Source organism: Bacillus carboniphilus (assembly GCF_020524035.2).
GTDB lineage: Bacteria > Bacillota > Bacilli > Bacillales > JAIVKR01 > Bacillus_CC.
Map to the genome: position 1 here is coordinate 288,381 of NZ_CP129013.1, position 25,184 is coordinate 313,564.

General features: G+C 35.1%; 26 protein-coding genes, 2 pseudogenes and 1 other annotated feature. Of the genes and pseudogenes, 21 read left to right on the top strand and 7 right to left on the bottom strand.

Annotated elements, in window-relative coordinates; translation table 11 throughout:
• Nucleotides 1-7: 7 nt before the first annotated feature.
• The 6 genes from LC087_RS01470 to LC087_RS01495 all read left to right on the top strand — a co-directional run bounded on the left by LC087_RS01470 (nt 8) and on the right by LC087_RS01495 (nt 5,534).
• Nucleotides 8-775: a prolyl oligopeptidase family serine peptidase gene (locus LC087_RS01470; RefSeq protein ID WP_226538735.1), complete on the top strand. Its 768-nt coding sequence runs from the start codon at nt 8-10 to the stop codon at nt 773-775.
• 95 nt (nt 776-870) lie between these two features.
• The gene (locus tag LC087_RS01475) at nt 871-1,179 is read left to right on the top strand and encodes a metal-sulfur cluster assembly factor (protein ID WP_226538736.1); all 309 of its coding nucleotides are present in this window, start codon (nt 871-873) and stop codon (nt 1,177-1,179) included.
• 150 nt (nt 1,180-1,329) lie between these two features.
• Complete coding sequence (argC, locus tag LC087_RS01480) at nt 1,330-2,367, top strand: N-acetyl-gamma-glutamyl-phosphate reductase (RefSeq protein ID WP_226538737.1); 1,038 nt, start codon at nt 1,330-1,332, stop codon at nt 2,365-2,367.
• 17 nt (nt 2,368-2,384) lie between these two features.
• Nucleotides 2,385-3,611 (top strand): bifunctional glutamate N-acetyltransferase/amino-acid acetyltransferase ArgJ, encoded by a 1,227-nt coding sequence (argJ, locus tag LC087_RS01485; protein WP_226538738.1) that lies wholly within the window; start codon nt 2,385-2,387, stop codon nt 3,609-3,611.
• A complete protein-coding gene (argB, locus tag LC087_RS01490; protein ID WP_226538739.1) occupies nt 3,574-4,380 on the top strand; it encodes an acetylglutamate kinase in 807 nt (268 codons plus the stop codon). Before argJ ends, argB begins: the two co-directional genes overlap by 38 nt.
• Nucleotides 4,377-5,534, top strand: coding sequence for an acetylornithine transaminase (locus tag LC087_RS01495; RefSeq protein WP_226538740.1), 1,158 nt, complete (start codon nt 4,377-4,379; stop codon nt 5,532-5,534). The genes argB and LC087_RS01495 overlap by 4 nt, the downstream gene beginning before the upstream one ends.
• A 91-nt stretch (nt 5,535-5,625) precedes the next feature.
• Here LC087_RS01495 and LC087_RS01500 read toward each other — a convergent pair whose 3' ends face one another.
• Entirely contained in the window at nt 5,626-6,441 is an 816-nt protein-coding gene (locus tag LC087_RS01500; protein ID WP_226538741.1) for an undecaprenyl-diphosphate phosphatase, read from the bottom strand.
• 264 nt (nt 6,442-6,705) lie between these two features.
• Between LC087_RS01500 and LC087_RS01505 the strand changes: the two genes are divergently transcribed.
• Complete coding sequence (locus tag LC087_RS01505; protein ID WP_226538742.1) at nt 6,706-6,885, top strand: YjzC family protein; 180 nt, start codon at nt 6,706-6,708, stop codon at nt 6,883-6,885.
• Between the two features lie 83 nt (nt 6,886-6,968).
• Here the strand turns inward: LC087_RS01505 and LC087_RS01510 are convergent, their stop codons facing one another.
• Entirely contained in the window at nt 6,969-7,154 is a 186-nt protein-coding gene (locus LC087_RS01510) for a YjzD family protein (protein ID WP_226538743.1), read from the bottom strand.
• Between the two features lie 173 nt (nt 7,155-7,327).
• Between LC087_RS01510 and LC087_RS01515 the strand changes: the two genes are divergently transcribed.
• The 4 genes from LC087_RS01515 (at nt 7,328) to LC087_RS01530 (ending at nt 10,600) form a co-directional block, all read left to right on the top strand.
• Nucleotides 7,328-8,104, top strand: a complete 777-nt coding sequence (locus LC087_RS01515) for a hypothetical protein (protein ID WP_226538744.1) — start codon at nt 7,328-7,330, stop codon at nt 8,102-8,104.
• Between the two features lie 95 nt (nt 8,105-8,199).
• Complete coding sequence (locus LC087_RS01520; RefSeq protein ID WP_226538745.1) at nt 8,200-9,054, top strand: NAD-dependent epimerase/dehydratase family protein; 855 nt, start codon at nt 8,200-8,202, stop codon at nt 9,052-9,054.
• Nucleotides 9,055-9,452: 398 nt separating this feature from the next.
• Complete coding sequence (locus tag LC087_RS01525; RefSeq protein WP_226538746.1) at nt 9,453-10,406, top strand: BMP family ABC transporter substrate-binding protein; 954 nt, start codon at nt 9,453-9,455, stop codon at nt 10,404-10,406.
• A gap of 5 nt (nt 10,407-10,411) precedes the next feature.
• Complete coding sequence (locus LC087_RS01530) at nt 10,412-10,600, top strand: ComZ family protein (protein WP_226538747.1); 189 nt, start codon at nt 10,412-10,414, stop codon at nt 10,598-10,600.
• Nucleotides 10,601-10,632: 32 nt separating this feature from the next.
• On the opposite strand, the gene LC087_RS01535 is transcribed toward LC087_RS01530, so the two are convergent.
• Complete coding sequence (locus LC087_RS01535; protein WP_226538748.1) at nt 10,633-10,965, bottom strand: hypothetical protein; 333 nt, start codon at nt 10,963-10,965, stop codon at nt 10,633-10,635.
• A 652-nt stretch (nt 10,966-11,617) separates the two neighbouring features.
• Here LC087_RS01535 and LC087_RS01540 point away from each other — a divergent pair.
• The 4 genes from LC087_RS01540 (at nt 11,618) to LC087_RS01555 (ending at nt 15,700) form a co-directional block, all read left to right on the top strand.
• The gene (locus LC087_RS01540; protein WP_226538749.1) at nt 11,618-12,556 is read left to right on the top strand and encodes a beta-ketoacyl-ACP synthase III; all 939 of its coding nucleotides are present in this window, start codon (nt 11,618-11,620) and stop codon (nt 12,554-12,556) included.
• Between the two features lie 117 nt (nt 12,557-12,673).
• Nucleotides 12,674-13,915, top strand: a complete 1,242-nt coding sequence (fabF, locus tag LC087_RS01545) for a beta-ketoacyl-ACP synthase II (RefSeq protein WP_226538750.1) — start codon at nt 12,674-12,676, stop codon at nt 13,913-13,915.
• Between the two features lie 122 nt (nt 13,916-14,037).
• Nucleotides 14,038-14,802: a DUF2268 domain-containing putative Zn-dependent protease gene (locus tag LC087_RS01550; protein WP_226539052.1), complete on the top strand. Its 765-nt coding sequence runs from the start codon at nt 14,038-14,040 to the stop codon at nt 14,800-14,802.
• Nucleotides 14,803-14,953: 151 nt separating this feature from the next.
• Complete coding sequence (locus LC087_RS01555) at nt 14,954-15,700, top strand: YjbA family protein (RefSeq protein ID WP_226538751.1); 747 nt, start codon at nt 14,954-14,956, stop codon at nt 15,698-15,700.
• 46 nt (nt 15,701-15,746) lie between these two features.
• On the opposite strand, the gene trpS is transcribed toward LC087_RS01555, so the two are convergent.
• Nucleotides 15,747-16,736: a tryptophan--tRNA ligase gene (gene trpS / locus LC087_RS01560; RefSeq protein WP_226538752.1), complete on the bottom strand. Its 990-nt coding sequence runs from the start codon at nt 16,734-16,736 to the stop codon at nt 15,747-15,749.
• A 49-nt stretch (nt 16,737-16,785) separates the two neighbouring features.
• Nucleotides 16,786-17,018 (bottom strand) — a binding site (T-box leader).
• 45 nt (nt 17,019-17,063) lie between these two features.
• Nucleotides 17,064-17,423, bottom strand: coding sequence for a DUF3899 domain-containing protein (locus LC087_RS01565; protein ID WP_226538753.1), 360 nt, complete (start codon nt 17,421-17,423; stop codon nt 17,064-17,066).
• A 283-nt stretch (nt 17,424-17,706) separates the two neighbouring features.
• Here LC087_RS01565 and LC087_RS01570 point away from each other — a divergent pair, with 283 nt between their 5' ends.
• The 5 genes and pseudogenes from LC087_RS01570 to LC087_RS01590 all read left to right on the top strand — a co-directional run bounded on the left by LC087_RS01570 (nt 17,707) and on the right by LC087_RS01590 (nt 23,479).
• A complete protein-coding gene (locus tag LC087_RS01570) occupies nt 17,707-19,380 on the top strand; it encodes a peptide ABC transporter substrate-binding protein (protein ID WP_226538754.1) in 1,674 nt (557 codons plus the stop codon).
• A gap of 138 nt (nt 19,381-19,518) precedes the next feature.
• Nucleotides 19,519-20,449, top strand: a pseudogene (gene opp3b, locus LC087_RS01575) (oligopeptide ABC transporter permease).
• Entirely contained in the window at nt 20,449-21,480 is a 1,032-nt protein-coding gene (gene opp3C, locus LC087_RS01580) for an oligopeptide ABC transporter permease (RefSeq protein ID WP_226538756.1), read from the top strand. The pseudogene opp3b and the gene opp3C overlap by 1 nt, the downstream one beginning before the upstream one ends.
• A gap of 19 nt (nt 21,481-21,499) precedes the next feature.
• A pseudogene (locus LC087_RS01585) lies at nt 21,500-22,541 on the top strand (ABC transporter ATP-binding protein).
• Between the two features lie 5 nt (nt 22,542-22,546).
• Nucleotides 22,547-23,479 (top strand): ABC transporter ATP-binding protein, encoded by a 933-nt coding sequence (locus LC087_RS01590; RefSeq protein WP_226538758.1) that lies wholly within the window; start codon nt 22,547-22,549, stop codon nt 23,477-23,479.
• Between the two features lie 78 nt (nt 23,480-23,557).
• On the opposite strand, the gene LC087_RS01595 is transcribed toward LC087_RS01590, so the two are convergent.
• A complete protein-coding gene (locus LC087_RS01595; RefSeq protein WP_226538759.1) occupies nt 23,558-23,734 on the bottom strand; it encodes a hypothetical protein in 177 nt (58 codons plus the stop codon).
• A gap of 240 nt (nt 23,735-23,974) precedes the next feature.
• On the opposite strand from LC087_RS01595, the gene spxA reads away from it, so the two are divergent.
• A complete protein-coding gene (spxA, locus tag LC087_RS01600; protein ID WP_226538760.1) occupies nt 23,975-24,370 on the top strand; it encodes a transcriptional regulator SpxA in 396 nt (131 codons plus the stop codon).
• A gap of 50 nt (nt 24,371-24,420) precedes the next feature.
• Here the strand turns inward: spxA and LC087_RS01605 are convergent, their stop codons facing one another.
• Nucleotides 24,421-25,089, bottom strand: coding sequence for a TerC family protein (locus tag LC087_RS01605; protein ID WP_226538761.1), 669 nt, complete (start codon nt 25,087-25,089; stop codon nt 24,421-24,423).
• Nucleotides 25,090-25,184: the final 95 nt, after the last annotated feature.

Sequence of the window (25,184 nt, forward strand, 5' to 3'; positions counted from 1 at the left end):
GTTTGAAGTGATTGTAGTCGAAAAAACAATAATAGACAATCGAATCCCTACATTACATATTGTAAAAGACGAAAATAAGGATAAACCTTCACCTTTTGTTATTTTTATTCACGGTTTTAATAGCTTAAAAGAAAAGAATCTTCATTATGCTTATCTCTTGGCTGAAAAAGGTTTCCGTGTCGCATTACCAGAATCCATTTATCACGGTGAACGAAGCAAGGATATGAAAGAAGATGAACTAAAAATGCACTTTTGGAATATTGTTATTCACACCATAGATGAAATCGAACAAGTAAAGGACTATTTTCTGTCTAAAAAAATTATTGATGAAACCCGAATTGGTTTGGCGGGAACATCAATGGGTGCCATAATTACATTTGGTGCTTTAAAAAAGTATAGCTGGATAAAGGTTGCCACGAGTTTAATGGGGTATCCTTGCTACAAAGATTTAGCCCTTCACCAATTAAAGTATATAGAAACGAATATAGGGATTAGTATTACAAAGCAACAAGTAGAACGTGAATTAAGCAAATTAGACGATTATGACTTAGGTCAATCTAATGAAAAATTAGCTGGACGTCCTCTTCTTTTTTGGCACGGACAATTAGATGATGTTGTTCCTCATGAAGGTGCTTATGATTTTTATCAGAACGTAAAGCCAATGTATGTAAACTATCCGCATCGTCTCTCTTTCATTTCCGATCCAGACGAAGGACATTCAGTGTCAAATCAAGGGATTATGGAGACGGTTGCTTGGTTTGTTCAACATTTATAATGTATCGTCTTGTTAGATCATAAAGGCTTCTTTTTTAAATTTCAAGCAAAGTTCGTTATAATGGAGGAGACTATGAAGGAAGGAGTGAAAGTAAAATGGATGAAGCACTTAAGGAAAATTTAGAAGGGGCTTTAGAGCAGGTGATTGATCCAGAGCTAGGTGTTGATATTGTCAACTTAGGTCTTGTGTATGATATAGATTTATTAGAAGAAGGTACATGTAAAGTGACGATGACTTTAACTTCAATGGGTTGTCCACTTGCAGGCACCATTGTAGAACAAGTAAAAGCGGCTTTAGCTGATATCCCTGAAGTAAAGGAAACAGAAGTGGATATCGTGTGGAACCCACCTTGGACAAAAGATAAAATGTCTAGGTATGCAAAAATCGCCCTAGGAATTACTTAATTAATATATGATTATACTTGGATATTAAGGTAAAATAGTACCTTAATATCCAAGTAAATAGAGGTAACCTTGCACCTCTCCATATTCTGTTATATAATATGACGTAATTTCAGAAAATTTTAAATTTCAAAAATAATAAGGGTGGTTGACTTGAAAGTTGGAATAATTGGCGCAACTGGTTATGGTGGAATCGAAGTATATCGATTTTTACAAAAACATAAGAACGTACACTCATGTAAACTACTTACTACATCACAGCAAGACATCCCATATGCAAATGTATATCCTCACTTACATGGTATTAGCGACGAAAATTTAAATCTCGTCAATGAAGAAAAATTAAAAGAAGAACTTGATGTAATTTTCCTCGCAACACCTTCAGGGGTTTCAACAAACTTAACCCCACGTCTTATCAATGGAAAAGCTAAAATTATCGACCTTTCTGGAGACTTACGTATAAAAAATCAAGAGCAATATGAATCCTATTATCAAAAGAAATATCCTCCTAAAGAAGTTATTGACCAAGCAGTATACGGCTTGAGTGAGGTCAATCGAGAGGCTATTAAAGACGCTGATTTAATTGCCAATCCCGGTTGTTATCCTACAGCTTCGTTATTAGGTTTATATCCGTTAGTAAACGAAGGTCTTATAAGACCAAGTTCAATTATTATTGATGCCAAATCAGGGTTATCTGGTGCGGGTAAAACCCCTTCTTTAGTGTCAAGTTTCACAGAATCGAATGAGAACCTCAGAATTTATAAAGTTCATGAACACCAACACACACCCGAGATCGAGCAGCTATTGCAAAGTGTGAACGATCAAGTGGGGCCTATCACTTTTTCCACTCATCTTATTCCTATGACAAGAGGCATTATGTCAACCATATATGTTGAATTACATGAAGCTCAAAAAACAAATAGATTAAAAGAATTATATCAGTCTTATTACAGTCAAGAACCCTTTATCCGTATCAGAAAAGAAGGGCAATTTCCAAGTACGAAAGAAGTAGCTGGAACGAATTATTGTGATATTTCTTTAAAGTATGATCCTCGTTCAAACAGGCTGTTAATTGTTTCTGTCATTGATAATTTAGTAAAGGGAGCTGCTGGTCAAGCTGTTCAAAATATGAATTTAATGTTCGGTATTGAAGAAACGGAAGGGTTAGTCGATACCCCTATTTATCCTTAAGGAGATGAAAGAAGAAAGTGATTAACTTAACAGAAGTGAACATCAAAAAGAAGTCTGGTTCACCAATAAGTCCGAAAGGTTTTTTTGCTTGTGGACTACATATCGGTTTATATGAATCTAAAAAAGATTTTGGCATTCTTTATAGCGATACTCCGGCTAGCTGTGCGGCTGTTTACACGCAGAGTCATTTTCAAGCTGCCCCAATCCATGTCACAAAGAAAAGCATTGAACAAGCAAAAAAAATTCAAGCCGTTGTTGTCAACAGTGCCATTGCAAATGCTTGTACAGGGGAAGAAGGAATGGAAAACGCATTGGAAATGAGGGACTTAACGGCGGAGGCACTGTCTATAAAAAGTGAGCAAGTTGCTGTAGCTTCAACAGGAGTCATTGGTCAACAACTTGATATGGAAAAAATAAGAAATGGTTGTAAGTCTATAAAGTTATCGAATCAAGACCAAGCAGGAGAAGACTTTCAAGAAGCGATTTTAACAACAGATTTAGTCACAAAAACCTCTTGCTATGAAGTAGAAATTGATGGTGAAAAGGTGACCTTAGCTGGTACAGCAAAGGGTTCTGGTATGATTCATCCGAACATGGCAACGATGCTTAGTTTTATTTCAACGGATGCAAATATTGAGTCCAATGATCTTCAATCGGTACTTAAAGAAGTAGTCGATCAATCTTTTAACCAAATAACGGTAGATGGAGAAACATCGACGAATGATATGGTATTAGTAATGGCAAATGGTCAAGCCAAAAATGAAAGACTATCGCCATCCCATTCACAATGGACCCATTTTAAAGAGACCATGAAGCTTGTTTGCCAAGATTTAGCTAAACAAATTGCTAAAGATGGTGAAGGGGCGACAAAATTGGTTGAAGTAATAGTGGAAGAGGCATTTAATCATGAAGAAGCTAGAATTCTTTCAAAAAAAATAATAGGATCTAACCTAGTGAAAACAGCCATTTTCGGAGAAGATGCTAACTGGGGAAGAATTGTTTCCACTATTGGTTATAGTGATATTCAAGTCGAACCGAGTAAATGTAAGGTTTATATCGGAGATACGTTAGTATTTAAAGATGGTGTCGGTCAAAATGATTTTGAGCAAGAACTTACTGATTATTTAAAAAACAAAGAAGTTTTGATTAAAGTTCAATTAGGGTTAGGAAATGGCTATGCTCAAGCTTGGGGGTGTGATTTAACTTATGACTATGTCAAAATCAATGCCTCTTACCGAACGTAAACAAACAGCAGTCATAAAACTGGGTGGGAGTATGATTGATGAAATCTCTGAATCGTTTATTAAAAGTATTGATCATGTTCAAAAATATTATGATTGTTTAATTGTACATGGTGGTGGACCTCACATCAACGCAATGTTGAATAAATTGAATGTGACAAGTAGTTTTCATAAAGGTCAAAGACAGACGACTGCTCAAGTGATGGAAGCTGTCCAATTATCTCTATGTGGGGAAGTCAATCCTACATTAACCGCATTACTTAATGACCATCAAATTAAAGCCTTAGGTCTCTCTGGAGCTGGTGGGGCTTTATTGACAGGAGAACCGATTGATGAACAAACACTAGGATTTGTTGGGGAAATAACAGAGGTGAACACGGATCTTTTGTATAAGATTATGAAAATGGGTTATTTACCAGTTGTATCCCCAGTTGCAAGAACGAAGCAAGGGGTCAAGTTAAATATTAATGCAGATATAGCGGCTGCAGCTATCGCCTCGGCATTACATGCTGAAAAACTCATTTACATTACAGATGTGGAAGGTATTTTACGAGAAGGAAAGAAGCTACCGGTTGTGACGAAAGAAGAGGCGAAGGAAATGATTGCAAAAGGGGAAATTACAGGTGGTATGATTCCTAAAGTTCAGTCTGCCTTATCAAGCCTTCAAAAAGTCAAGGAAGTGATTATTTCAAGTGGAAGACAGCCGTTATTACAAAGTGATCAATTTGATGGTACAACTCTAGTCAAAGAGAAGGGAGCAATAATAAATTGAGTTATTTATTTCCTAATTATGGGCGAATCCCGCTGGAAATTGTTTCTGGAGAAGGGACAAACGTTTTCGATGATCGAGGTAATCGTTACCTTGATTTCACATCAGGAATTGGGGTATGTAATCTAGGTCATCGACCAGTTCAAGTAAAGTCAGCCGTTGATCACCAATTAGAGAAAGTTTGGCATACTTCAAACCTTTTTGAAAGCTCTATACAGGAAGATGTAGCTCAATTACTTTGTCAAAACAGTGGTGGAGATGCGGTTTTTTTCTGTAATAGTGGAGCTGAAGCAAATGAAGCAGCTATTAAATTAGCTAGAAAATTTAAAAAAAAACATCGGATGATCTCTTTTCAACAATCATTCCATGGACGAACAATGGCTACTTTAAGTGCGACAGGCCAAAAGAAAGTTCGCGATGGATTTGAACCTTTAGTGGAGAATTTCGAATATTTCCCCTTCAATGATATAGATGCTATTACTCAATTAACAGGTGATGATATAGGAGCAATCATCATTGAAGTTATTCAAGGAGAAGGCGGAGTGATTCCAGCTAATCAAGCTTTTTTAAAGGCAGTTGAAAAGAAGTGTAAAGAGCTAGATGCGCTATTAATAGTGGATGAAGTTCAGACTGGAATTGGACGAACGGGTGTACCGTTTGCCTTTATGCATTATGATATAAAGCCAGATATTATAACAGTAGCCAAAGGTTTAGGGAGTGGCTTTCCAGTTGGTGCAATGATTGGATCTGAGAAGTTAATCGGTTGTTTTTCAGCAGGTACCCACGGCTCAACTTTTGGAGGAAATCCCGTGTGTATGTCGGCAGCGAGAGCGACGTTAAATGTTGTTTTCACCCCGTCCTTTCTTATAGAAGTTAATCGTAAAAGTGAATTGATTATGAATAAATTAGATCAACTAAACAAACTTTCTTTAGTGAAATCAGTAAGAGGAAAAGGTTTGATGATTGGAATCGAATTAAAGCTAGAAGCAAAGGAAGTTCTTGCTGACTTGCGTAAAAAAGGTCTTCTCGTTCTACCGGCAGGGCCAAAAGTCATCAGGTTGCTTCCACCGCTAACTATAAAAGAAAGTGAGATAGAAGAAGGTTTATCTCTAATAACAAAGACGTTAGAAGAAAAGGAAACAATTCAATCAGTATAATAATCGAAAAAATAAAGGGGGAGACTAAAAGTAGCCTCTCCCTTTATTAAAAAATATTTCTATAGGACAAGATTAAGTAATAGTCCTTATCTTACAAAAATAGGAGAATGAGCACTCCAACAAACCAGCAATAGTAAGAGAAATATTTTAAATTTCCTCTCTCCATAATTCCCATAAACCAACGAAGAGAATAATAAGATGCAAAAATAGATGATAAAAATGCTAAGAAATAAGGAATCCACTTTTCACTTAAATAAGGGTCGTTTATTAAGTCTGATAATCCTAACATCATTCCCCCTACACTAACAGGGATAAATAGTAGAAATGAAAATCGAAAGGCTGTCTCCCTCTTCATTCCTAAGGCCATGGAGGCAACAATAGTTGCTCCTGAACGGCTGATTCCTGGTATAAGAGCAACTGCTTGAGCACACCCTACAATGATGGCATCTTTAAAAGATAGATCCTTGTCTAATTTCTTTCCTTTCAAATTACGAATTAAGAATAAAGCAAATCCAGTAATAATTAATGTGATAGCAATAGTATAAATATTTTCTTTAAAGATTGCTTCAATTTGATCATCAAATAGGACACCTACTAATCCTGCTGGAATGGTAGCTAGTATTAAATAGACGATAAATAAAAAATCACTCTTAGATTGTTCTTCTCTCGTAGTTATATAGCTCAATCCATTGACAGTTAAACGAGTTAAATCTTGACGATAAATGATTAATACGGCTATTAATGAGCCTGCATTGACTAATAATTCAAATGTAAACCCCTCTATGTTTAGGTCAAATAAATGTTGAACAATGACTAAATGACCGCTTGATGATACCGGAATAGGCTCCGTAAATCCTTGAAACAAGCCTAATAATATATATTTTATGATCTCTAAAAAATTCTCCAAGAAATGAATCCCCTCTCTAAAATGAATATCTATTTTTAACGTTGATATAGATACGTTTAGTTTTGAAAATTTAAAAGTACTATTTATCTTTAAACGTGCGCTTCTGCTTTTCTTTTCCTATCTTTTCATTTAACAATAATAATGGGTCTAGGTAAAGAGGAAATTTAAAATAAAGACTCATAAAAGAGTAAATGTTCATACGAAGATGAAGGTGGGGGAACAATAAAAACGGATTGCTTACTAACTTTGAAGGAGGACTTAATAATGGGGCAACAAAGACAATTTAAGCCTGGTCAAAAGGTTCCAAATAACGGTACGTATGTAGAAATTGGAGAAACAGGCTCAATGGTAAAAAACCCTAAAAAATTAAAATTACAGACAGGAGAGCATTTTCCTGAAACGTCAAATGACGATCGTTACTGGACGTACCAAAGAAAACCTTAATAGTAAAATTTAAACACAACAACCCTGCTTCTTTAAAGAAGCAGGGTTGTTAAAAAGACTCAATATGTAGTTTAAAAAACAATTTATGCTGATTTAGATTCTGTATCCATTGGTAAAACCTCACCAATAATAAAAATTAGCACGGTAGCAACTATTGCAATAATAGAAGCAGTACTAAAATGATAAGCTACACCGTTCATCGATGATACGATATATGCTCCCATATTGAATAGTAAAAAGGACCAAAAGAAACTCACGATAAAACGCACATTCATCACCTCATTATTTTGACAATTCTCATTCTATATTATCACACATACATTAAAGAATAAAACAAGTTTATGTGGACTTTTTGAACAACCACTTTTACTAATTTTTAAAAATAGGCGAATACCTCATACCATTTAATATCTTTTTCATACCCTATATGGAGCTAGGCAAAATGGAGGGAATGTATCTTCACATGAAAGGTGGTGGACTTGTGGCGGAGATTACAGAGAGATTTTTTCAGATGGAAAATCAATGGAACGTGATCCATTTACCTATAAAGCCCAGAGGGTTTGGGATATTAATTTTTGGTGATCAAAATCAATATGTAGAGAATGGAACAAGTTTTTGGATACAACATTATGGACGTAGACACTTACTTGATATATTGAGAAATGAGGGATATACCTTAATAAATTCAAATTTATATGGGAGTCATTGGGGTAGTCCTAAAGCAATAAAGTTAACTAAACAGTTGTATTCACATGTTCGTAAAAAAGAAATTTTAAACCGGAAATTTCACATATTTGCTGAAGGAATGGGCGCATTAGTTGCTTTGCAATTGATGGAAGAAATTCCTGATTGTATCCGGTCAGTAGGTCTGCTCGATCCTTGTATAAACCTTGTTGCTCACCTTCAAGAGGAGAGAGAATCAAAGTTCTTTTATTCACGACTTCGAGAAGAACTAGCAAAAGCATATCAATTTGATCCGAAAGAAATTGAAAAACAATCCTTTGTAAAAATAGAAGATTACCAATCTACAAAACCTGTACGTATTTGGCAAAGAATGACAGGTAGTCAATATCCTTATGATAAGCATAGTAGAAAGTATGAAGAATGGAGGAGGAAGCTCGGTTCACCTATTAAAATGACGTATCATTTAGCTGATGATTATTTTCGAATTCACCAATCTGTTTCTCGTTATTTTCAACAAAATGAAAAGGAACTATAAGAGGCTATGTTGGTCTTTCACTGTTCCTTTTCTTTCTTTTATCCAACCTTGAGCATACATATAAACTAAGGTATTTTTTTAGGAGGGGAAAACGGATGAAGAAGGTACTTATTTTAGGGGTAGAACATTTTATAGGGATACAATTAGCAAATAAACTTTTGGAAGAGGATGTTCAAGTAGATGGACTCATTCTGAAAGAAGATCATATGTTAGAGAGAGGGTGGAATAATGAAGCTTTATTGTTTATTGGCAGAAATTCCTTTTTTACAGTTAAACAAGAACAAGACTTAGATCTTTTTAATGATTCATATGATGATATTTATATGCTCCATTTTTTGTTCGAAGGATCATGGTTTAATACAAAGTCAATGATTACGAAGTGGTTGCATTATGTATATGAACATAATCCAAATAGAGTTATGGTCTTGTCGACATACGAGATTATAGGGGAAAAGCAACAATCCTTCGGTGAGAAAAACCAACCTCAACCTTCAACTAGACGTGGGGAACAATTATTAAACGCCGAAACATGGCTAGATGATCAGTTATCGTATACGACAATTTCCCATGTGTTTTTACACATTCCAACCGTATTTGGACCTTGGCAACCACCAAATCATTGGATAAGTGAATGTATAATTAGTACAAAAAATTCATCTAGTACAAGAGGAACAAAGATTATTAGAGATGTATTATATATTGATGAAGTTTTGAATAAAATAATAGACCCTCCAATTGATGGAAAGAACATTTCTTATTTCTTATCTTCTCAAAATGAAAAAAGAATACAGCAGTTTATTGAATTGTTGAATAGCCCTCATGTGATTTATTTACCAATTGAATTAGATGAATCAGTCGTAATTTCTGTACCTACCTTAATAAATATAGAAAAGGGAGTTCAGCGCCAAAAAGAGTTTTTAGTTTCTTACAAAAGGCGCTTGTCCATGTAGATATTTTTAATAAAAGAAACTATTATTTTACATTTCGCACATCTCTATTATCTTAAATATAATTCTTAATACCTTAATACCAAAAGGTTTTATCTTTTTTAGAGGTTTAATGTTAAATGGTATTACGCTAATTTCAGCTCCTTTTTTAGGTTTTTTCTTTAGAGTAACCTATGCAGAGAAATACCAATGTTTATAAAACCTCATTATACCAAGCTTTAAAATAATCTTAAATAATTGGATAGGATGCGAAATGTGAGTATTATCACATTTGGATTAAATAATTATTAAAAAAGTAATAGAAATGTTGCACAATCATTTCATTTATAGCTAAAATGAATACAGGTATAATATTTTATTTCTTAAAGTAGTCGTCGTTTTTATATGAGGAGTGTGATAGCATGAAACTTCGAATTAGCCTTATTTTACTCCTTCTTTTTTCACTTCTTGGATGTGAGCAAATGCAAACAAATAACCTTAATAAGGTCGGTCTTCTTGTTTATGAAACTGTAAATGATCAAGTTTGGGGAACAAAAGGTTATAAGGGCTTGTTAAAAATACAGTCAGAACTAGGGGTAGATGTCGATTATAAAGATCAAATGAATAATGAGAGTGCGATTAAGCAAGCGGTGAAAGAATTTGATGAGGATGGCATTAATCTAGTTTTTGGACATGGTGTTCAATATGAAGATACGTTCAATTCTTTAAGCAAACAATACCCATCGATGCATTTTGTGTTTTTTAATGGAGATGCGCAAGGAGAAAATGTAACCAGTTTAAATTTTGAAGCATATAGCATGGGTTTTTTTGCTGGAATGATTGCTGCTTATATGTCTGAAACTAAGCAACTTGGGGTCATTGCTTCTAAAGAATGGCAACAAGAGGTGGTTGGATTTAAAGAAGGGGCATTATTTCAAGATTCAAATGTTAAGGTAGACATAGAGTATACAGATGATTGGGATAATGTTCCGGTTGCTCAAAATAGGTTGGACTCATTACTTCAGAAACAAGCAGATGTTGTTTACCCTGCAGGTGATGGTTATAATGTTCCTGTAATTGAGAGGTTAAAAGAGGAAGGGAAATATGCAATTGGTTATATTACGGATCAAAGTGTTTTGGGAGAACAAACAGTTTTAACTAGTACTGTTCAGCATGTAGATGAACTGTATGTTCTTGTAGCAAAACGTTTTCAAGAAGGAAATTTAACAAGTGGTAACTTAACCTTTGGTTTTGAACAAGAAATCATTGATTTAGGTGAGTTTAGTCCTTTGATTGATGAAGATTTTATTGAGAAAATAGAAAATGATATTAAAAGATATAAAGAATCAGGTGAGTTACCTAATGAAAAGGAGTGATTTTTATGGATCAACATCCGAAGTCCTTAGAATTTATGCAAATTGCAATGAAACATTTTCCTGAAGCCAAAGAACAGTTAGAAAAGTTCGATGTAGAAATTACCATGGATATGGTTCAACCATTAATCGGCATTTTTTCAAAGGTCATGGCGGAAGCATATGAACTAGGTAAGGCTGATGGTGAAAGAGAGTGAAAGCTGAGTAGGGTGACTCCTACTCAGTTTTTTTAAAGTTTTATTCTTTTTTTTATATAATTAACAATGGGAGTAAATTCCTTTAACATTGGTTTTAATTCTTCGAGAGACTGAACGATATCATTGATTTGTTCCATCATTTGCATTTCAATTGATTCTTCTTCTTTAGCAGAAGGTTCCTCTTTTTGTACATTTTTTCTTCGTCCAAACATGATGTCATCAAAGACCGGTCTTTTAGTCGGTTTAACTGTTTCTTGTGAATTTGAATCGTTGTCACTTACTACTTGTTCACTAGGTAATTCATTTACCTCATTGACTTGATTTTCTTTTACTTCTTCATTTTTCTCTTTCGATTCTTCACTCAAATTTTTCTTGCTCCTTTCTTCATAGTATATATAACTATTTCGTGGGTGGGTCTATTTTTTAACGCACGATTAAGCTGTATTATTTTAATTTTCATTTTTAAAATTTTTGATGCTAGACATACGCGTACGCCTTTTTTTAAAAAGGTAAGAATGTATAAACTTTGTCCTTTATAAGAAGGTGCAAACATCGTTGTCTAGCTCCAGCGCCCAGCAACTCTTAAGTTTTTCGACGCACAGGAAGTGCTAGCATCATCGTTGCTCACAGGACGTGTGCGCCTTTAGATGATGTTCCATCTCTCTACGATAAGTCAACAGAGACGCCTCCAGGAGGGAGGTGGATCTACGTTGCCACAGGACGTGGCTGAACTTAGTAGATCCTCAGTTTCTGGCTTTTCGTGTTTCCTTTATCTCATATGGCGATGAAAAGGATGTTCTAGCATCAACGTTAGTCACAGGACGTGACTGTACTTAGATGACGTTCCTTTGCCCCTTCGATGCTAAACGGGCGCGTGCGCTTTTCTTATAGCTTATGTATTCGTTGTGTAATCGGTTTAGGCGGTTATACTAAAAAAATCATTCTATTGAATAAATGTTTGAAATAGGCTAAAATTAGTATCAAGTACTAGTAATTGATTATAAAGGGTGATAATGAATGAATGCTGGGATTATTGGTTTAGGCCGTTATATACCCGATAATGTTATTACAAATATTGATTTAGAGAAAAAAATGGACACCACAGATGAATGGATTAAAACAAGAACAGGGATTGAAGAAAGAAGAATTGCATCTGAAGAAATTGATACTTCACATATGGCTTATTATGCGGCTAAAGAAGCGATTGAATCGGCCAATTTACAAGCTGATGATATTGATTTAATTCTCGTTGCAACTGTCACTCCTGATCAATCGTTTCCCTCTGTTTCATGTGTGATTCAAGAACGTTTAGGGGCAACAAAAGCAGCAGCAATGGACTTAAGCGCAGCTTGCTCTGGTTTTATTTATGGAATGGTGACAGCAAAACAATTTATTGAGACCAATACTTATAAACATATCTTAGTAGTAGGAGTAGAAAAACTCTCTAAGTTAATTGATTGGAATGAACGTTCGACAGCCGTTTTATTTGGAGATGCAGCAGGTGCTGTCGTAATAAGTCAAGTTTCAGAAGGAAGGGGAATCCTCTCCTTTGAACTTGGTTCAGATGGTACAGGTGGACCACATCTTTACGAAAATGAACGAAAAAAAATTATTATGAATGGTCGTGAAGTGTTTAAATTTGCAGTAAGACAAATGGGGGAATCTAGCTTAAACGTGTTACACAAGGCTGGACTAACGAAAGAAGATGTGAACTTTTTAATTCCCCATCAAGCCAATATACGGATTATGGAAGCCTCAAGGCAACGATTAGAGCTACCGATAGAGAAAATGTCGAAAACCGTTCATAAATATGGGAATACATCAGCTGCTTCTATACCAATCTCTTTATATGAAGAAGTGAAATCAGGTAAAATTCAAGTTGACGATGTTTTAGTAATGGTAGGCTTTGGAGGAGGATTAACTTGGGGAGCAATTGCCATGAAATGGGGCAAATAAATGGGTAAGCGTTTTAATTAGATTTCTAGTTTTTTGCTTTAGCAAGATCGATTGAAAAAATAGCTTGTGTATAATTATTTTTTTATAGATATTAAATAGTGAGGTGTAAATGAAACAATGACAAGAAAAAGAGTGGTAGTTACAGGACTTGGAGCTGTTACACCGATAGGGTTAAGTGCAAACGAAACGTGGGAAAATGCGATATTAGGAAAATCAGGTGTAGGTGAACTTACACGTTTAAATAAGGATGATTATCCAGCAAAAGTAGCTGCTGAGATGAATGAATTTAACCCGGAAAATTATATGGAAAAGAAAGATGCTCGGAAAATGGATCGTTTCACTCAATATGCTTTAGCGGCAGCAAAAATGGCTGTGGAAGATGCGAGCTTAACGATTAATGACCAAAACGCAGAGCGAGTAGGTGTGTGGATCGGTTCAGGAATTGGTGGAATGGAAACGTACGAGAAACAATATGATGTGTTTAAAGAGAAAGGGACAAGGCGCGTGAGTCCGTTCTTCATTCCGATGATGATTCCTGATATGGCTGCAGGTCAAGTATCAATCTTTCTAGGTGCAAAGGGAATGAATTCTTGTACAGTAACGGCTTGTGCAACAGGAACGAATTCCATTGGCGATGCTTCTAAGGTCATTGAACGTGGGGATGCAGATGTAATGATCGCAGGAGGAACTGAAGCTCCTTTTACAAAAATGTCACTAGCAGGGTTTAGTTCTGTAAAAGCTCTCTCATTTAATACAGACCCAACAAAAGCAAGTCGTCCATTTGATTTAAACCGCGATGGGTTTGTCATGGGTGAAGGGGCAGGGATTCTCGTTCTTGAAGAGCTCGACCACGCTTTAGCAAGAGGTGCACATATTTACGCGGAACTTAGTGGTTATGGAGCTACTGCGGATGCCTATCATATCACTTCTCCAGCACAAGATGGTGAAGGAGGAGCAAGAGCTATGAACCTTGCATTAAAGGATGCAGGATTAAGCCCTAATGACATAGACTATATTAATGCACATGGAACAAGTACAGAGTACAATGACAAGTTTGAAACGATGGCCATTAAAACAGTTTTTGGAGAACATGCATATAAGCTAGCCATAAGTTCAACAAAATCGATGACGGGTCATTTACTAGGGGCTGCAGGTGGAGTGGAAGCAATCTTGTCCATTTTAGCGATCGAAAAAGGAATGATACCACCAACGATTAACTATGAAACGCCCGATCCCTATTGTGATTTAGATTATGTTCCAAATAAGGCAAGAAGAGCGGAAGTGAGAGCCATTTTAAGTAATTCATTTGGTTTTGGCGGTCATAATGCGTCGATCATCTTTAAAAAATATGAAAGCTAATCATCAATTTAAGAGAGCTATCCATGAAAGTCTTGGATAGTTCTTTTTTTATGCTTGCATAAACGAACCATAATCCTCCGGAATTCATAAAATGGGTTGTAGTGGAGGGGATTTTATTGGGCGTGAAAAACACAAAAGAATGGCTGGAGATTAACCGATCAAACTTATATATAAGTGAGCGTTTAAAGAGGTATTTTCAAGAAAAAACAAATGCTCGGTTTATACGAGATTTATTAATTCAGCATGGACTTTATAAAGGAACGATATCCAAAACCATTATGGAAGCCATGATCGAAAAAAATATTTGGAAAAGAGTTGCAGAATCATACGAGCAATTAAGAGAAGAGTGGCAAGGGAAGGATGTGCCAATTTTTATATTACCAGTTGACCCTACGAGCAACCGTATACAAAAGGAATTTAATGGTCGATCTGGACTAGCTTTTTGTGACAAACTTTTTCTTTTCTTAACTTCATCAGCTTCTGATGAAGATATACAGGCTATTTTAACACATGAGTATCATCATGTTGTTCGTTTGCAACATTACACAAAGAATGAGGAAGATTATAATTTATTGGACACTATTATAATGGAAGGTTTAGCTGAAAATGCAGTGAGAGAACGCTTAGGAGAAGGATATACAGCAAGTTGGGCGGAGGAAGTACCGGAAAAAATAGCATTAAAATGGTGGGGAAATCTTATTTTACCAAATTATCAACTTCCAAGAGACAGCAGAAAGTACCACCAGCTTTTATATGGAACTGGTTTTTATCCGAAAATGGTTGGTTATTCTGTAGGGTATAGGGTCGTGAAAGATTATATGAAAAAGTCTGAAAAAAAGACGGAGGAATGTTTTGATTTAGAGCCGAAAGCCGTGATTCAAAAATAAAGAGGATCTTAAGAAAAGAAATAAAAAGGCCGTTATTTTTTAGTCGTTAAAGAATAAGGAATATAAAAAGGACAATTGTGGAGATTTTGGAATAAATGTTAGTAATTCTGCCCATACTGAATCACAAATTCGATTGAAATGAGGGGTAGAGATGTTATTTCTTCATGATGTTTGGGTTAATTGGTTTGAGGGTGAAGAAAACGGTTACAACGTGTGTCACTACCATGAATGGAGAAAAGATGACGGAGTGGAGCTTCTTGATCAAGTACCTTTACTAAAACTGGATAAGCTCTTATATGATTATATTGAGAATAATCTTTCTGAATTACCATCAGGCTTACTTAAAGAAATTCATCAAAAAGCATATATAAGAAAGAATCATGAGCGAATTCAACTTGAGTATTGTTTCATTGTGACAGATGGAACGGGGATTATTGCTGTTGATACAATGGGATATGCAATTCCAATTAGAAAAAGCCGTTTAATTCCTAGGCAAGAACAATTAGTGTATGAAATGATAAAGGACGCTCAAGTAGAACAATATGATTGGACTGTTGAAGATAGTGAAAAATATCATCACATCTTATCATTGTCACCCGAACATATGAGAGGATTGACCCGGAAAGAAAGGCAGCTAAAACAACTTTTATTCATGGCTTTAGATCATTTACAATCAACGAAAAATACGGCTGAGATCCAATATTGGTATACAGAATGGGATCCAAGTATGTATAGGAATATAAGGAATAAATCATTCGAACAAACTTTTCAAATGCTTTATGAAGAAGTCATTGATGGTTGGGGAGAAAGGCATTTACACCTTTGTGAACGATTAGTGAAAGGGCAACCTTTCTTTGAAAAACTTTGGGACTTAGAACAAGAATATAAAGTGAATTAAAAAAAAGGGAGCGTACAGTATTTTAAACGCTCCCTTCTTCCATTGTTTATTTTTTGACTCTACCAAGTCCCATTGCTTTTTCCATCTTCTTTATCATTTTAATAGCAACTTTATTTGCTTTATCGGCTCCTTGATCTAAAATATCATCGAGTTCTTTAGAGTCAATCAGGTTATAGTAGCGTTCCTGAATAGGAAGAAGTGCATTTTTAACTACCTCAGCTAAATCTCCTTTAAATTCCCCATATCCTTTTCCTTGATACTTCTCTTCTAAGGAAGTAATTGAAACATTCTCTAATATAGAGTAAATCGCTAAAAGGTTCGAGACGCCAGGCTTATTTTCTACATCAAACTTTACGATTCCTTCTGAATCCGTTACTGCACTTTTTATTTTCTTTTCAATTTGTTTTTCTGAATCTAACAATGTAATAAATGATTTTTGATTAGGATCAGACTTGCTCATTTTTTTCGTTGGTTCCTGTAATGACATAATTCTTGCACCGACTTTAGGAATCATCGGTTCGGGAATGGTAAAGATGTCATTATATTTGTTATTAAATCTTTCTGCTAAGTTTCTTGTAAGTTCAATATGTTGTTTTTGGTCTTCGCCAACAGGTACTAAATTCGTTTTATATAAAAGAATATCGGCTGCCATTAATGGAGGGTATGTTAATAACCCAGCTGATACAGCTTCTTTCCCTTTTGATTTGTCTTTAAATTGTGTCATTCTTTCCAATTCTCCAATATAGGCAATACATTGCATCATCCATGCTGCTTGAGCATGTGCTGGAACTTCCGATTGAACAAAAATAGTTGCTTTTTCTGGATCGAGACCAACTGATAAATAAAGCGCTGCTAAACTTTTAATGTTTTTTCTAAGTTCGAGTCGGTCTTGATAAACCGTAATGGCATGCTGATCTACGATACAAAAGTAACATTCGTAATCGTTTTGTAATGGTACAAATTGTTTCATTGCTCCAATATAATTTCCTAGTGTGACATTTCCAGTAGGCTGTATGCCTGAAAATATGGTTTCCATTGTAACAACTCCTTAAATGAAATATAAAAAGGTCCACTCATCCCCGATAAAAAGGGACGAATGGACCGTGGTACCACCCTTATTGAAAGCAAGTTATTGCTTTCCACTTAGTCGTTAACGCCTGACAAACGTCTTTCCCTACTACTCGACATCCAATGATGGTTCTGTCAATTTCAGAAAAAAACTCGAAAGTCCATTCCACATTGCTTCATACTTGTTTACACCAACCACAAGCTCTCTTAAATGCTGGCAATATGTACTACTCTTTCTCATCGATTTAAAAGATTTAACTCATTCAATTATGTTGAATAAATATTATACAACACATCAATAATAAAAGAAAAGTAAGGATAGAAGCATTGTTGCTAATAGAGCCATTCCCGCAGTAAAGATGGCGGAAATATTAAATGATACTAGTTCAGAAGGAATGCTCATTTCTTCTAAATCATCTCTGTCCCATCTATTACTAATAGTGGGAAGAACTTTGCGAAAGCTGATCGTAATGGCGTCAAAGAACCCTTTTTTTGTCGTAAACAAAAATGAAGAGACGATAATAAGGCCACTCGCTAAATAAAAGGTACTATTGATGAAGTGGAGCAACATATTTGTTCTTTCAATTGAAAAACTGATCATTAGAGAAAGAAATAAAGAGATAGTATATATATACATTGTCTTTCTTAAGAGCATTGGTTCACCTATCCTTATATGAATTATCAATTCAAAAATAGTATATCCGTAAAGCGAGTTTCTTTCAATTATTGCAGAGTATATTTATAATTTTTGGCGAATAAACACCAATAATTTATATTTTTCAGTTATTTTTATATAGGTCTTTATACCTATTTTTTTCTCATTGAAAAGCATCGCATAAGAGTTTTTTAAATTTTTCTGTAAATTTAGTATGTACAAGATTCATTTTTAATATATAATTACATTTAGATTACAAATCAATTTTCAGGAGGTAAAGTTTATGTTAAAAAACAAATTTTCAGTATTTTTAATTTTATCATTAGTACTGAGCTTAGTTCTAACTGCTTGTAGCGGTGGATCTGATAATGCAGAAGGTGATAAAGATGAAGAAAAAGATACTACTGAAAGTGTAGAGCAAGTATTAAATACATTAGAAAGTGCTGAAATCCCAACGATGGATACCGTTATGGGAACAGATGCAGTATCATTTAACGTCATGAACCAAGTGTTTGAAGGTTTATACCGTTTAGGTGAAAATGATGAAGTTGTTGAAGGTTTGGCTGAAGGTGAACCGGAAATAAGTGAAGACGGTAAAACTTATACGATTAAGTTAAGAGATGCTGAATGGTCAAATGGAGATCCTGTAGTTGCAGAAGACTTCGTTTATGCTTGGCAACGTGCTGTAAATCCTAAAACTGGATCTGAATATGGCCCTTATATGATGGGTGGTAAAATTCTTAACGCAACAGAAATTGCGGCTGATGAAAAAGATCCAAGTGAATTAGGAATTAAAGCATTAGATGAAAAAACATTAGAAATTCAATTAGTGAAACCACTTCCTTACTTTGAATCTTTAATGACGTTCGCAACGTTCTTACCTCAAAATAAATCATATGTTGAAGAACAAGGTGATGACTATGCAAAAACTAGTGATAACCTTGTCTACAATGGACCATTTGTTCTTACAGATTGGGATGGAACAACAGCTACTTCATGGAACATGGAGAAGAGCGATACTTACTGGGATAAAGATGCAGTATCTCTTGAAAAAGTTACTGTAAAAGTAGTAAAAGAGCCAAGTACATCTGTTAATCTTTATGAGACAGGCGAAGTTGATACAATTGCTTTATCATCTGATTTTGTTGATAAATACACAGACCATGAAGATTTAATGCAATATGGTGAACCAGTTATTTTCTGGTTGAAATTAAATCAAGAAAATGAAATCCTTGCAAATAAAAATATCCGTATGGCTCTTAACTATGCGATTGATAAACAAGGCTTAACAGACGGTATCTTGAAAAACGGTTCAATTCCAGCATACTTCGCTGTTCCTAAAAACTTTGTTTCAAACCCTGACACTGGAGCAGACTTTAGAGAAGCGAACGGTGATTTCTTAGGATATGATGTGGATAAAGCGAAAGAGTATTGGGAAAAAGGGTTAGACGAATTAGGTATGGAAGAAGTTACGTTGGAAATATTAGGTGGAGACACTGAAACATCTAAGAAATCTGATGCGTATTTAAAAAATCAATTAGAGACAGTACTTGAAGGATTAACAATTGACTTAGCTCCAGTACCATTCAGTGTACGTATTGAGCGTGACAAGGAAATGGATTATCAAATTCAAGTTGCTGGATGGGGACCTGACTACAAAGACCCTATGACATTCTCTGATTTATGGGTAACTGATGGTGGACATAACTTTATGGCATATTCTAACTCAGAGTATGACAAACTAATTGAAGAAGCTAATACTACGTTAGCGCAAAAACCAGTAGAGCGTTTTGAAGCCTTACAAGAAGCTGAAAGAATCTTATTAGAAGAAGATGCAGCGATTGTTCCTCTTTACCAACGTGGTATATCTAGATTAACGCAACCATATGTCAAGGATCGTTACATTCATACATTTGGTCCAGATTTTTCATTCAAATGGACAAAAATTGAAAAATAATCTTACCTAATAAAATAAAAATATTAATGGGAAGAGAGTATATGAGCTATGTGTATATACTCTCTTTTCATCTTGAGTTGAAAAAAAATTATTTTTGAAGGATAATATGAAAGTGAAATTTTTTAGGAGGTGCTCTAGTTGGCCAAATATATTACTCAACGGATAATCTATATGGTTATCACTCTTTTTCTTATTACCACAATAACCTTCTTTCTCATGAAGATATTACCAGGATCTCCTTTTACTCTTCAAGATAAGCTTTCGGATGCACAAGTAGAAGTGCTGAACGAAAAATATGGTTTAGCTGATCCAGTACCTGTTCAATATGCAAATTACATGTTGAATTTACTTAAAGGAGACTTAGGGGTTTCTTTCAAGTTTGGTGATACGGAAGTTACCAAACTATTACTTGATCGGATAGGACCTTCTGCTACACTCGGATTTCAAGCAATGGTTTTTGGTGTAGTATTAGGTTTGTTACTTGGAATCATTGCGGCATTAAAACAGAATACTTGGATTGATTATTTTTCAACCTTTTTAACAGTTATCTTTGTTTCTATCCCTTCGTTTGTTTTCGCTGCGCTATTACAATATTATTTTGCAGTTAAATGGGAAATACTACCAGTAGCCTTTTGGGACAGCTTTGCTCATACCATTCTTCCTACGATTGCTCTAGGCGTATTTCCGTTGGCCATTACGGCTCGATTTATGCGTACCGAAATGATAGAGGTGCTGGGGTCTGACTTTATTACGTTAGCAAAAGCTAAAGGAGCAAACTTTTTTTGAAGTAGCTTTTAAACATGCTTTAAGAAATGCTCTTATTCCCGTGATAACGGTTTTAGGACCTTTAACGGTAGGTTTAATGACTGGGACGCTAGTTATTGAAAAAGTTTTCTCTGTTCCTGGAATTGGTGAACAATTTGTCACATCAATAATAGTTAATGATTATCCTGTCATAATGGGGACGACTATATTTTTCTCTGTTTTATTTGTTGTTGTTATTTTTATTGTGGATATTCTTTATGGGGTCATTGATCCTCGAATTAGATTAGCGGGAGGGAAAAAATAATGTCCGATAAACAATATACAGAAGATATAAAACCAGGTTTATTTGAACCCGCTAAAATGGACTTAGAGGCAACGGAAAAGATATCGAAGCCTAGTCTATCTTATTGGCAAGATGCTTGGCTTGTATTAAGGAAGAATAAAGCAGCTGTTTTCAGTGCATTTATTTTAATATTGGTTACTTTGTTAGCAGCATTTGCTCCATTATTAAGCTCTAAAGAATATGATGCACAAAACATTTCACATGCGAGTCTTCCTCCGAAAGTACAAGCGCTAGAGAATATTTCTTTTTTAGGTTTTGATGGAACGAAAACGGATAATGGTGTAACGACAGACGTTTATGAACAAAAAGGAGTCGATACGTACTATTGGTTCGGAACAGATAGTTTAGGTAGAGACCTTTGGACTCGTGTTTGGATGGGTACGAGAGTATCTTTATACATTGCCTTTCTAGCTGCATTAATTGATATGGTTATTGGAGTAGCCTATGGTGGAATATCTGGGTATTACGGTGGTCGTGTCGATAATTTGATGCAAAGATTTATCGAAATCTTAACTGGAATTCCTAACCTTGTTATCGTTATTTTAATGATTCTTGTCTTAAAGCCAGGGATATTATCTATCACCATTGCTATTGCATTGACAGGTTGGATATCTATGTCAAGGGTTGTTCGAGGTCAATTTTTAAAATACAAAAATATGGAGTTTGTGTTAGCTTCTAAAACATTAGGATTAGAGGATCGAAAAATTATAAGTAAACATTTAATCCCTAATGTATCGGGTGTCATTATTATTAATACGATGTTTTCTATTCCAAGCGCTATCTTCTTCGAAGCTTTTTTAAGCTTTATCGGTTTAGGTCTACAAGAACCAAATACTTCTCTTGGGGTGTTAGTTGAAGATGGATACAAGTCTATGCAAATCCATCCGCACATTTTACTGTTTCCAGCAATCGTAATCTCAATCATTATGATTTGCTTCAACTTATTAGCCGATGGTTTTAGAGATGCGTTTGATCCTAAAATGAGAGATTAAGAAAGGTAAGTGACGAAAATTGACGAATATACTAGAGGTGAAAGATTTAAATATTTCTTTTCATACGTTTGCAGGGGAAGTGCAAGCCATTCGTGGTGTTGATTTCGAACTTAAAAAGGGTGAAGTCCTTGCGATTGTTGGAGAATCTGGTTCAGGAAAATCAGTCACTACCAAATCGATTATGGGTCTTTTACCAGAAAAAGTATCCGATATTAAAAAAGGTCAAATCCTTTTTGAAGATCAAGATTTAACAAAGCTTTCCGAACGTGAAATGCAAAAGATCCGTGGGAAAGACATTTCGATGATTTTTCAAGATCCGATGACTTCGTTAAATCCGACGATGAGAATTGGTTCGCAAATAATGGAACCATTAAGAAAGCATCAAGGAATGAGCAAAGCCGCAGCTAAAGAAAGAGCGCTGGATCTTTTAAGGCTGGTCGGAATTCCAAAACCTGAAATAAGACTTAAACAATATCCTCATCAGTTTTCAGGAGGAATGAGACAACGTGTGGTAATCGCGATAGCCTTAGCTTGTAATCCGAAAGTACTAATTGCTGATGAACCGACAACAGCTTTAGACGTAACCATTCAAGCACAAATTTTAGAATTAATGAAAGATTTACAAAAAAAAGGTTGAAACTTCGATTATCTTTATTACTCATGACTTAGGTGTTGTCGCAAACGTTGCTGATCGAGTGGCCGTAATGTATGGAGGACAAATTGTCGAAACGGGAACGGTTGACGAGATTTTTTACAATCCTCAACATCCGTATACGTGGGGTTTAATTAGTTCAATGCCAGATTTAGAGACGACTAGTGATGAACTATATGCTATACCAGGTTCTCCTCCTGATTTAACCGATCCACCTAAAGGAGACCCATTTGCCGCAAGGAATGAATACGCGATGAAAATTGATTTTGAAAAACAGCCTCCACTTTTTAAAGTTTCCGAAACTCATTATGCGGCAACGTGGTTGCTCCATCCTAATGCACCGAAGGTAGAACCGCCGAAAGCAGTAAGAATGAGACAACAGCAGTTCAACGCGAACAAGGGGGTGTAAGGAACGTGGCAGAGAAAATTCTTGAAGTGAAAAATTTAAAACAACATTTTAATATAGGAAAACCGAATGAAGTAAAAGCAGTAGATGGAATCACGTTCGATATTCGTGAAGGTGAAACATTTGGTTTAGTTGGTGAGTCAGGGTGCGGTAAATCAACAACAGGTAGAACCATTATTCGTTTATATGATGCCACAGATGGACAAGTTCTTTTTAATGGAGAAAATGTTCATGGGAAAAAATCAAAGTCTGAACTTAAAAAGTTTAATCGAAAAATGCAAATGATTTTCCAAGATCCTTATGCTTCGTTAAATCCTCGTATGAAAGTTGAGGACATTATTGCTGAAGGAATCGACATTCATGGATTAGCTAAGGATAAGGCTGAAAGAAAGAAAAAAGTTCATGATTTATTGGAAACGGTAGGGCTAAACAAAGAGCATGCAGGTAGATATCCACATGAGTTCAGTGGTGGACAACGTCAACGTATCGGTATTGCTAGAGCATTAGCAGTTGATCCAGATTTTATTATTGCGGACGAACCGATTTCAGCATTGGATGTATCAATTCAAGCACAAGTAGTAAACCTACTTCAAAAACTTCAAAAAGAAAAGAATTTAACGTATTTATTTATTGCCCATGATTTATCAATGGTCAAGTACATTAGCGATCGTATCGGTGTAATGTATTTTGGTAATATGGTTGAGATTGCTGACTCGGATGAGTTATATAAAAACGCTCTTCATCCGTATACAAAATCACTTTTATCAGCTATTCCACAACCAGATCCTCATTCAGAAAGAAATAGAAAACGTGTGGAGTATAACCCATCTGTTCATAACTATGATGAAGGTGAAGAACTTCAATTACGTGAAGTAAAGCCAGGTCATTGGGTGCGTTGTTCGGAAAAAGAATTTAAGCAATATCAAAATCAACTATCGTAATGAATAAAAAGGTATTTGTCTATATTTAATATAGGCAAATACCTTTTTATCATTTGTGAGAACTGCACACTCAAATTTTTATCGCCTTAATAGCGTACTCCACCCTTTTTGAGTCTGTTTTGACATACGATAATGCTGATCTATTACACTCTTTCTAAATAACTTAGTTGCAACTGTATAGACAATAGGTGAAAAGAAAGCAAGGATCGAAATTGAGACCAAGAAAAATAAAGAAAAATCAATCCAAAATGCCATGTTACACCCTCCTTCAAGTAAACTAAAAATTGTCTCCCTCTCTCAATTAACCAGCAAAAACTGAAAATGAAGGTTTTACTGTTTTTTTTCGATTTCACGATAAATTTCAAAAGAAAATCCAATATATCATAAAAAGGTATTGCATACTTACTTTTTTATAGTATAATGAATATAGATTACTTATTTACACTTATTATAATTTAAGAATGAATGATTCTTAAAGAGGAGTGAAAAGAGTTAATGGTTACTTTGTACACAGCACCTAGCTGTACGTCTTGTCGAAAAGCAAAAGCATGGTTAGATGAACATCATATAGAATATAAAGAACGTAATATTATTTCAGATCCACTGAATGTTGAGGAAATTAAAGAAATTTTCCGCATGACAGAAGATGGAACAGATGAAATCATTTCAACGCGTTCAAAAGTTTTTTCAAAGTTGAATGTGCAAATTGATTCTTTACCATTAAAGGAATTGTATCAATTAATTGAAGAAAATCCAGGTTTACTTCGTAGACCGATTATTATGGATGAGAAACGTCTTCAAGTAGGCTACAATGAAGATGAAATCCGTAGGTTCTTACCACGTAAAGTACGTACGTATCATCTTCGTGAAGCACAACGTATGGCAAATTAACATAGAAACTTATATAAAGTTGAATTAGAAATGTAAACAACACTTCTAATTCAACTTTTTGTTATTTTTGATGTAATGGAAGAATAAATGACGGCAGTAATCGTAATGGAAAACATAAGAATAAAGGGGAGAGCCGAGACCATTTGTGGGCTTTCATGTAATAGGAAAGCAATACTTTCGTCTTGTATAATCATTTCTCCTGCTGTGAATGCTAATATTGCACCACCAATATAAAGGATTAATGGGAAGCGATTCATAAGTGATAAAAGGATTTTACTTCCCCAAACGATGATGGGAATAGACAGGGATAATCCAAATGCAACGAGTAAAGTGTTTCCTTTTGCAGCGCCAGCTACGGCTACAACGTTATCTAACCCCATAAAAAGATCAGCTAAAACAATTGTTTGAACGGCTTTCATTAACGTATAAGGGCTGTTAATTTTATTTTCATTTCCCTTTTTATCAATAATAAAAGAAAATGCTATATATAATAATAGTAAACCACCTAACACTTGAATAAAGGGTACTTTTAAAAGATAAACTGTGAATATTGTCAATAAAATTCTGATCAGGATAGCTAGAAATGTACCAATAATAATCGCTTTATTCCTAATGTGTAGAGGGAGATTCCTACAAGCCAGTGCAATGATAATCGCATTATCTCCACCTAAAATAAGATCGATCCCAATGATCGTAAATATTGATAATAATTCATCCATTCTTCAAAAACCTCACTTATTCTTTGTGGCTTGTACATTATATGAGCCATGTACCAAATATATTCAGGAGGATATTGCCCTGATTTTTAAATTCC

Excerpts from the sequence above, each read along its gene's own strand:
- spxA (WP_226538760.1), top strand. The coding sequence starts at position 23,975 with ATGGTTACTTTGTACACAGCACCTAGCTGTACGTCTTGTCGAAAAGCA.
- LC087_RS01475 (WP_226538736.1), top strand. The coding sequence starts at position 871 with ATGGATGAAGCACTTAAGGAAAATTTAGAAGGGGCTTTAGAGCAGGTG.
- LC087_RS01520 (WP_226538745.1), top strand. The coding sequence starts at position 8,200 with ATGAAGAAGGTACTTATTTTAGGGGTAGAACATTTTATAGGGATACAA.
- LC087_RS01530 (WP_226538747.1), top strand. The coding sequence starts at position 10,412 with ATGGATCAACATCCGAAGTCCTTAGAATTTATGCAAATTGCAATGAAA.
- LC087_RS01605 (WP_226538761.1), bottom strand. The coding sequence starts at position 25,089 with ATGGATGAATTATTATCAATATTTACGATCATTGGGATCGATCTTATT.
- fabF (WP_226538750.1), top strand. The coding sequence starts at position 12,674 with ATGACAAGAAAAAGAGTGGTAGTTACAGGACTTGGAGCTGTTACACCG.
- trpS (WP_226538752.1), bottom strand. The coding sequence starts at position 16,736 with ATGGAAACCATATTTTCAGGCATACAGCCTACTGGAAATGTCACACTA.
- LC087_RS01525 (WP_226538746.1), top strand. The coding sequence starts at position 9,453 with ATGAAACTTCGAATTAGCCTTATTTTACTCCTTCTTTTTTCACTTCTT.
- LC087_RS01565 (WP_226538753.1), bottom strand. The coding sequence starts at position 17,423 with ATGCTCTTAAGAAAGACAATGTATATATATACTATCTCTTTATTTCTT.
- LC087_RS01555 (WP_226538751.1), top strand. The coding sequence starts at position 14,954 with ATGTTATTTCTTCATGATGTTTGGGTTAATTGGTTTGAGGGTGAAGAA.
- LC087_RS01595 (WP_226538759.1), bottom strand. The coding sequence starts at position 23,734 with ATGGCATTTTGGATTGATTTTTCTTTATTTTTCTTGGTCTCAATTTCG.
- LC087_RS01570 (WP_226538754.1), top strand. The coding sequence starts at position 17,707 with ATGTTAAAAAACAAATTTTCAGTATTTTTAATTTTATCATTAGTACTG.
- argB (WP_226538739.1), top strand. The coding sequence starts at position 3,574 with ATGACTATGTCAAAATCAATGCCTCTTACCGAACGTAAACAAACAGCA.
- LC087_RS01505 (WP_226538742.1), top strand. The coding sequence starts at position 6,706 with ATGGGGCAACAAAGACAATTTAAGCCTGGTCAAAAGGTTCCAAATAAC.
- opp3C (WP_226538756.1), top strand. The coding sequence starts at position 20,449 with ATGTCCGATAAACAATATACAGAAGATATAAAACCAGGTTTATTTGAA.
- LC087_RS01515 (WP_226538744.1), top strand. The coding sequence starts at position 7,328 with ATGGAGGGAATGTATCTTCACATGAAAGGTGGTGGACTTGTGGCGGAG.
- LC087_RS01540 (WP_226538749.1), top strand. The coding sequence starts at position 11,618 with ATGAATGCTGGGATTATTGGTTTAGGCCGTTATATACCCGATAATGTT.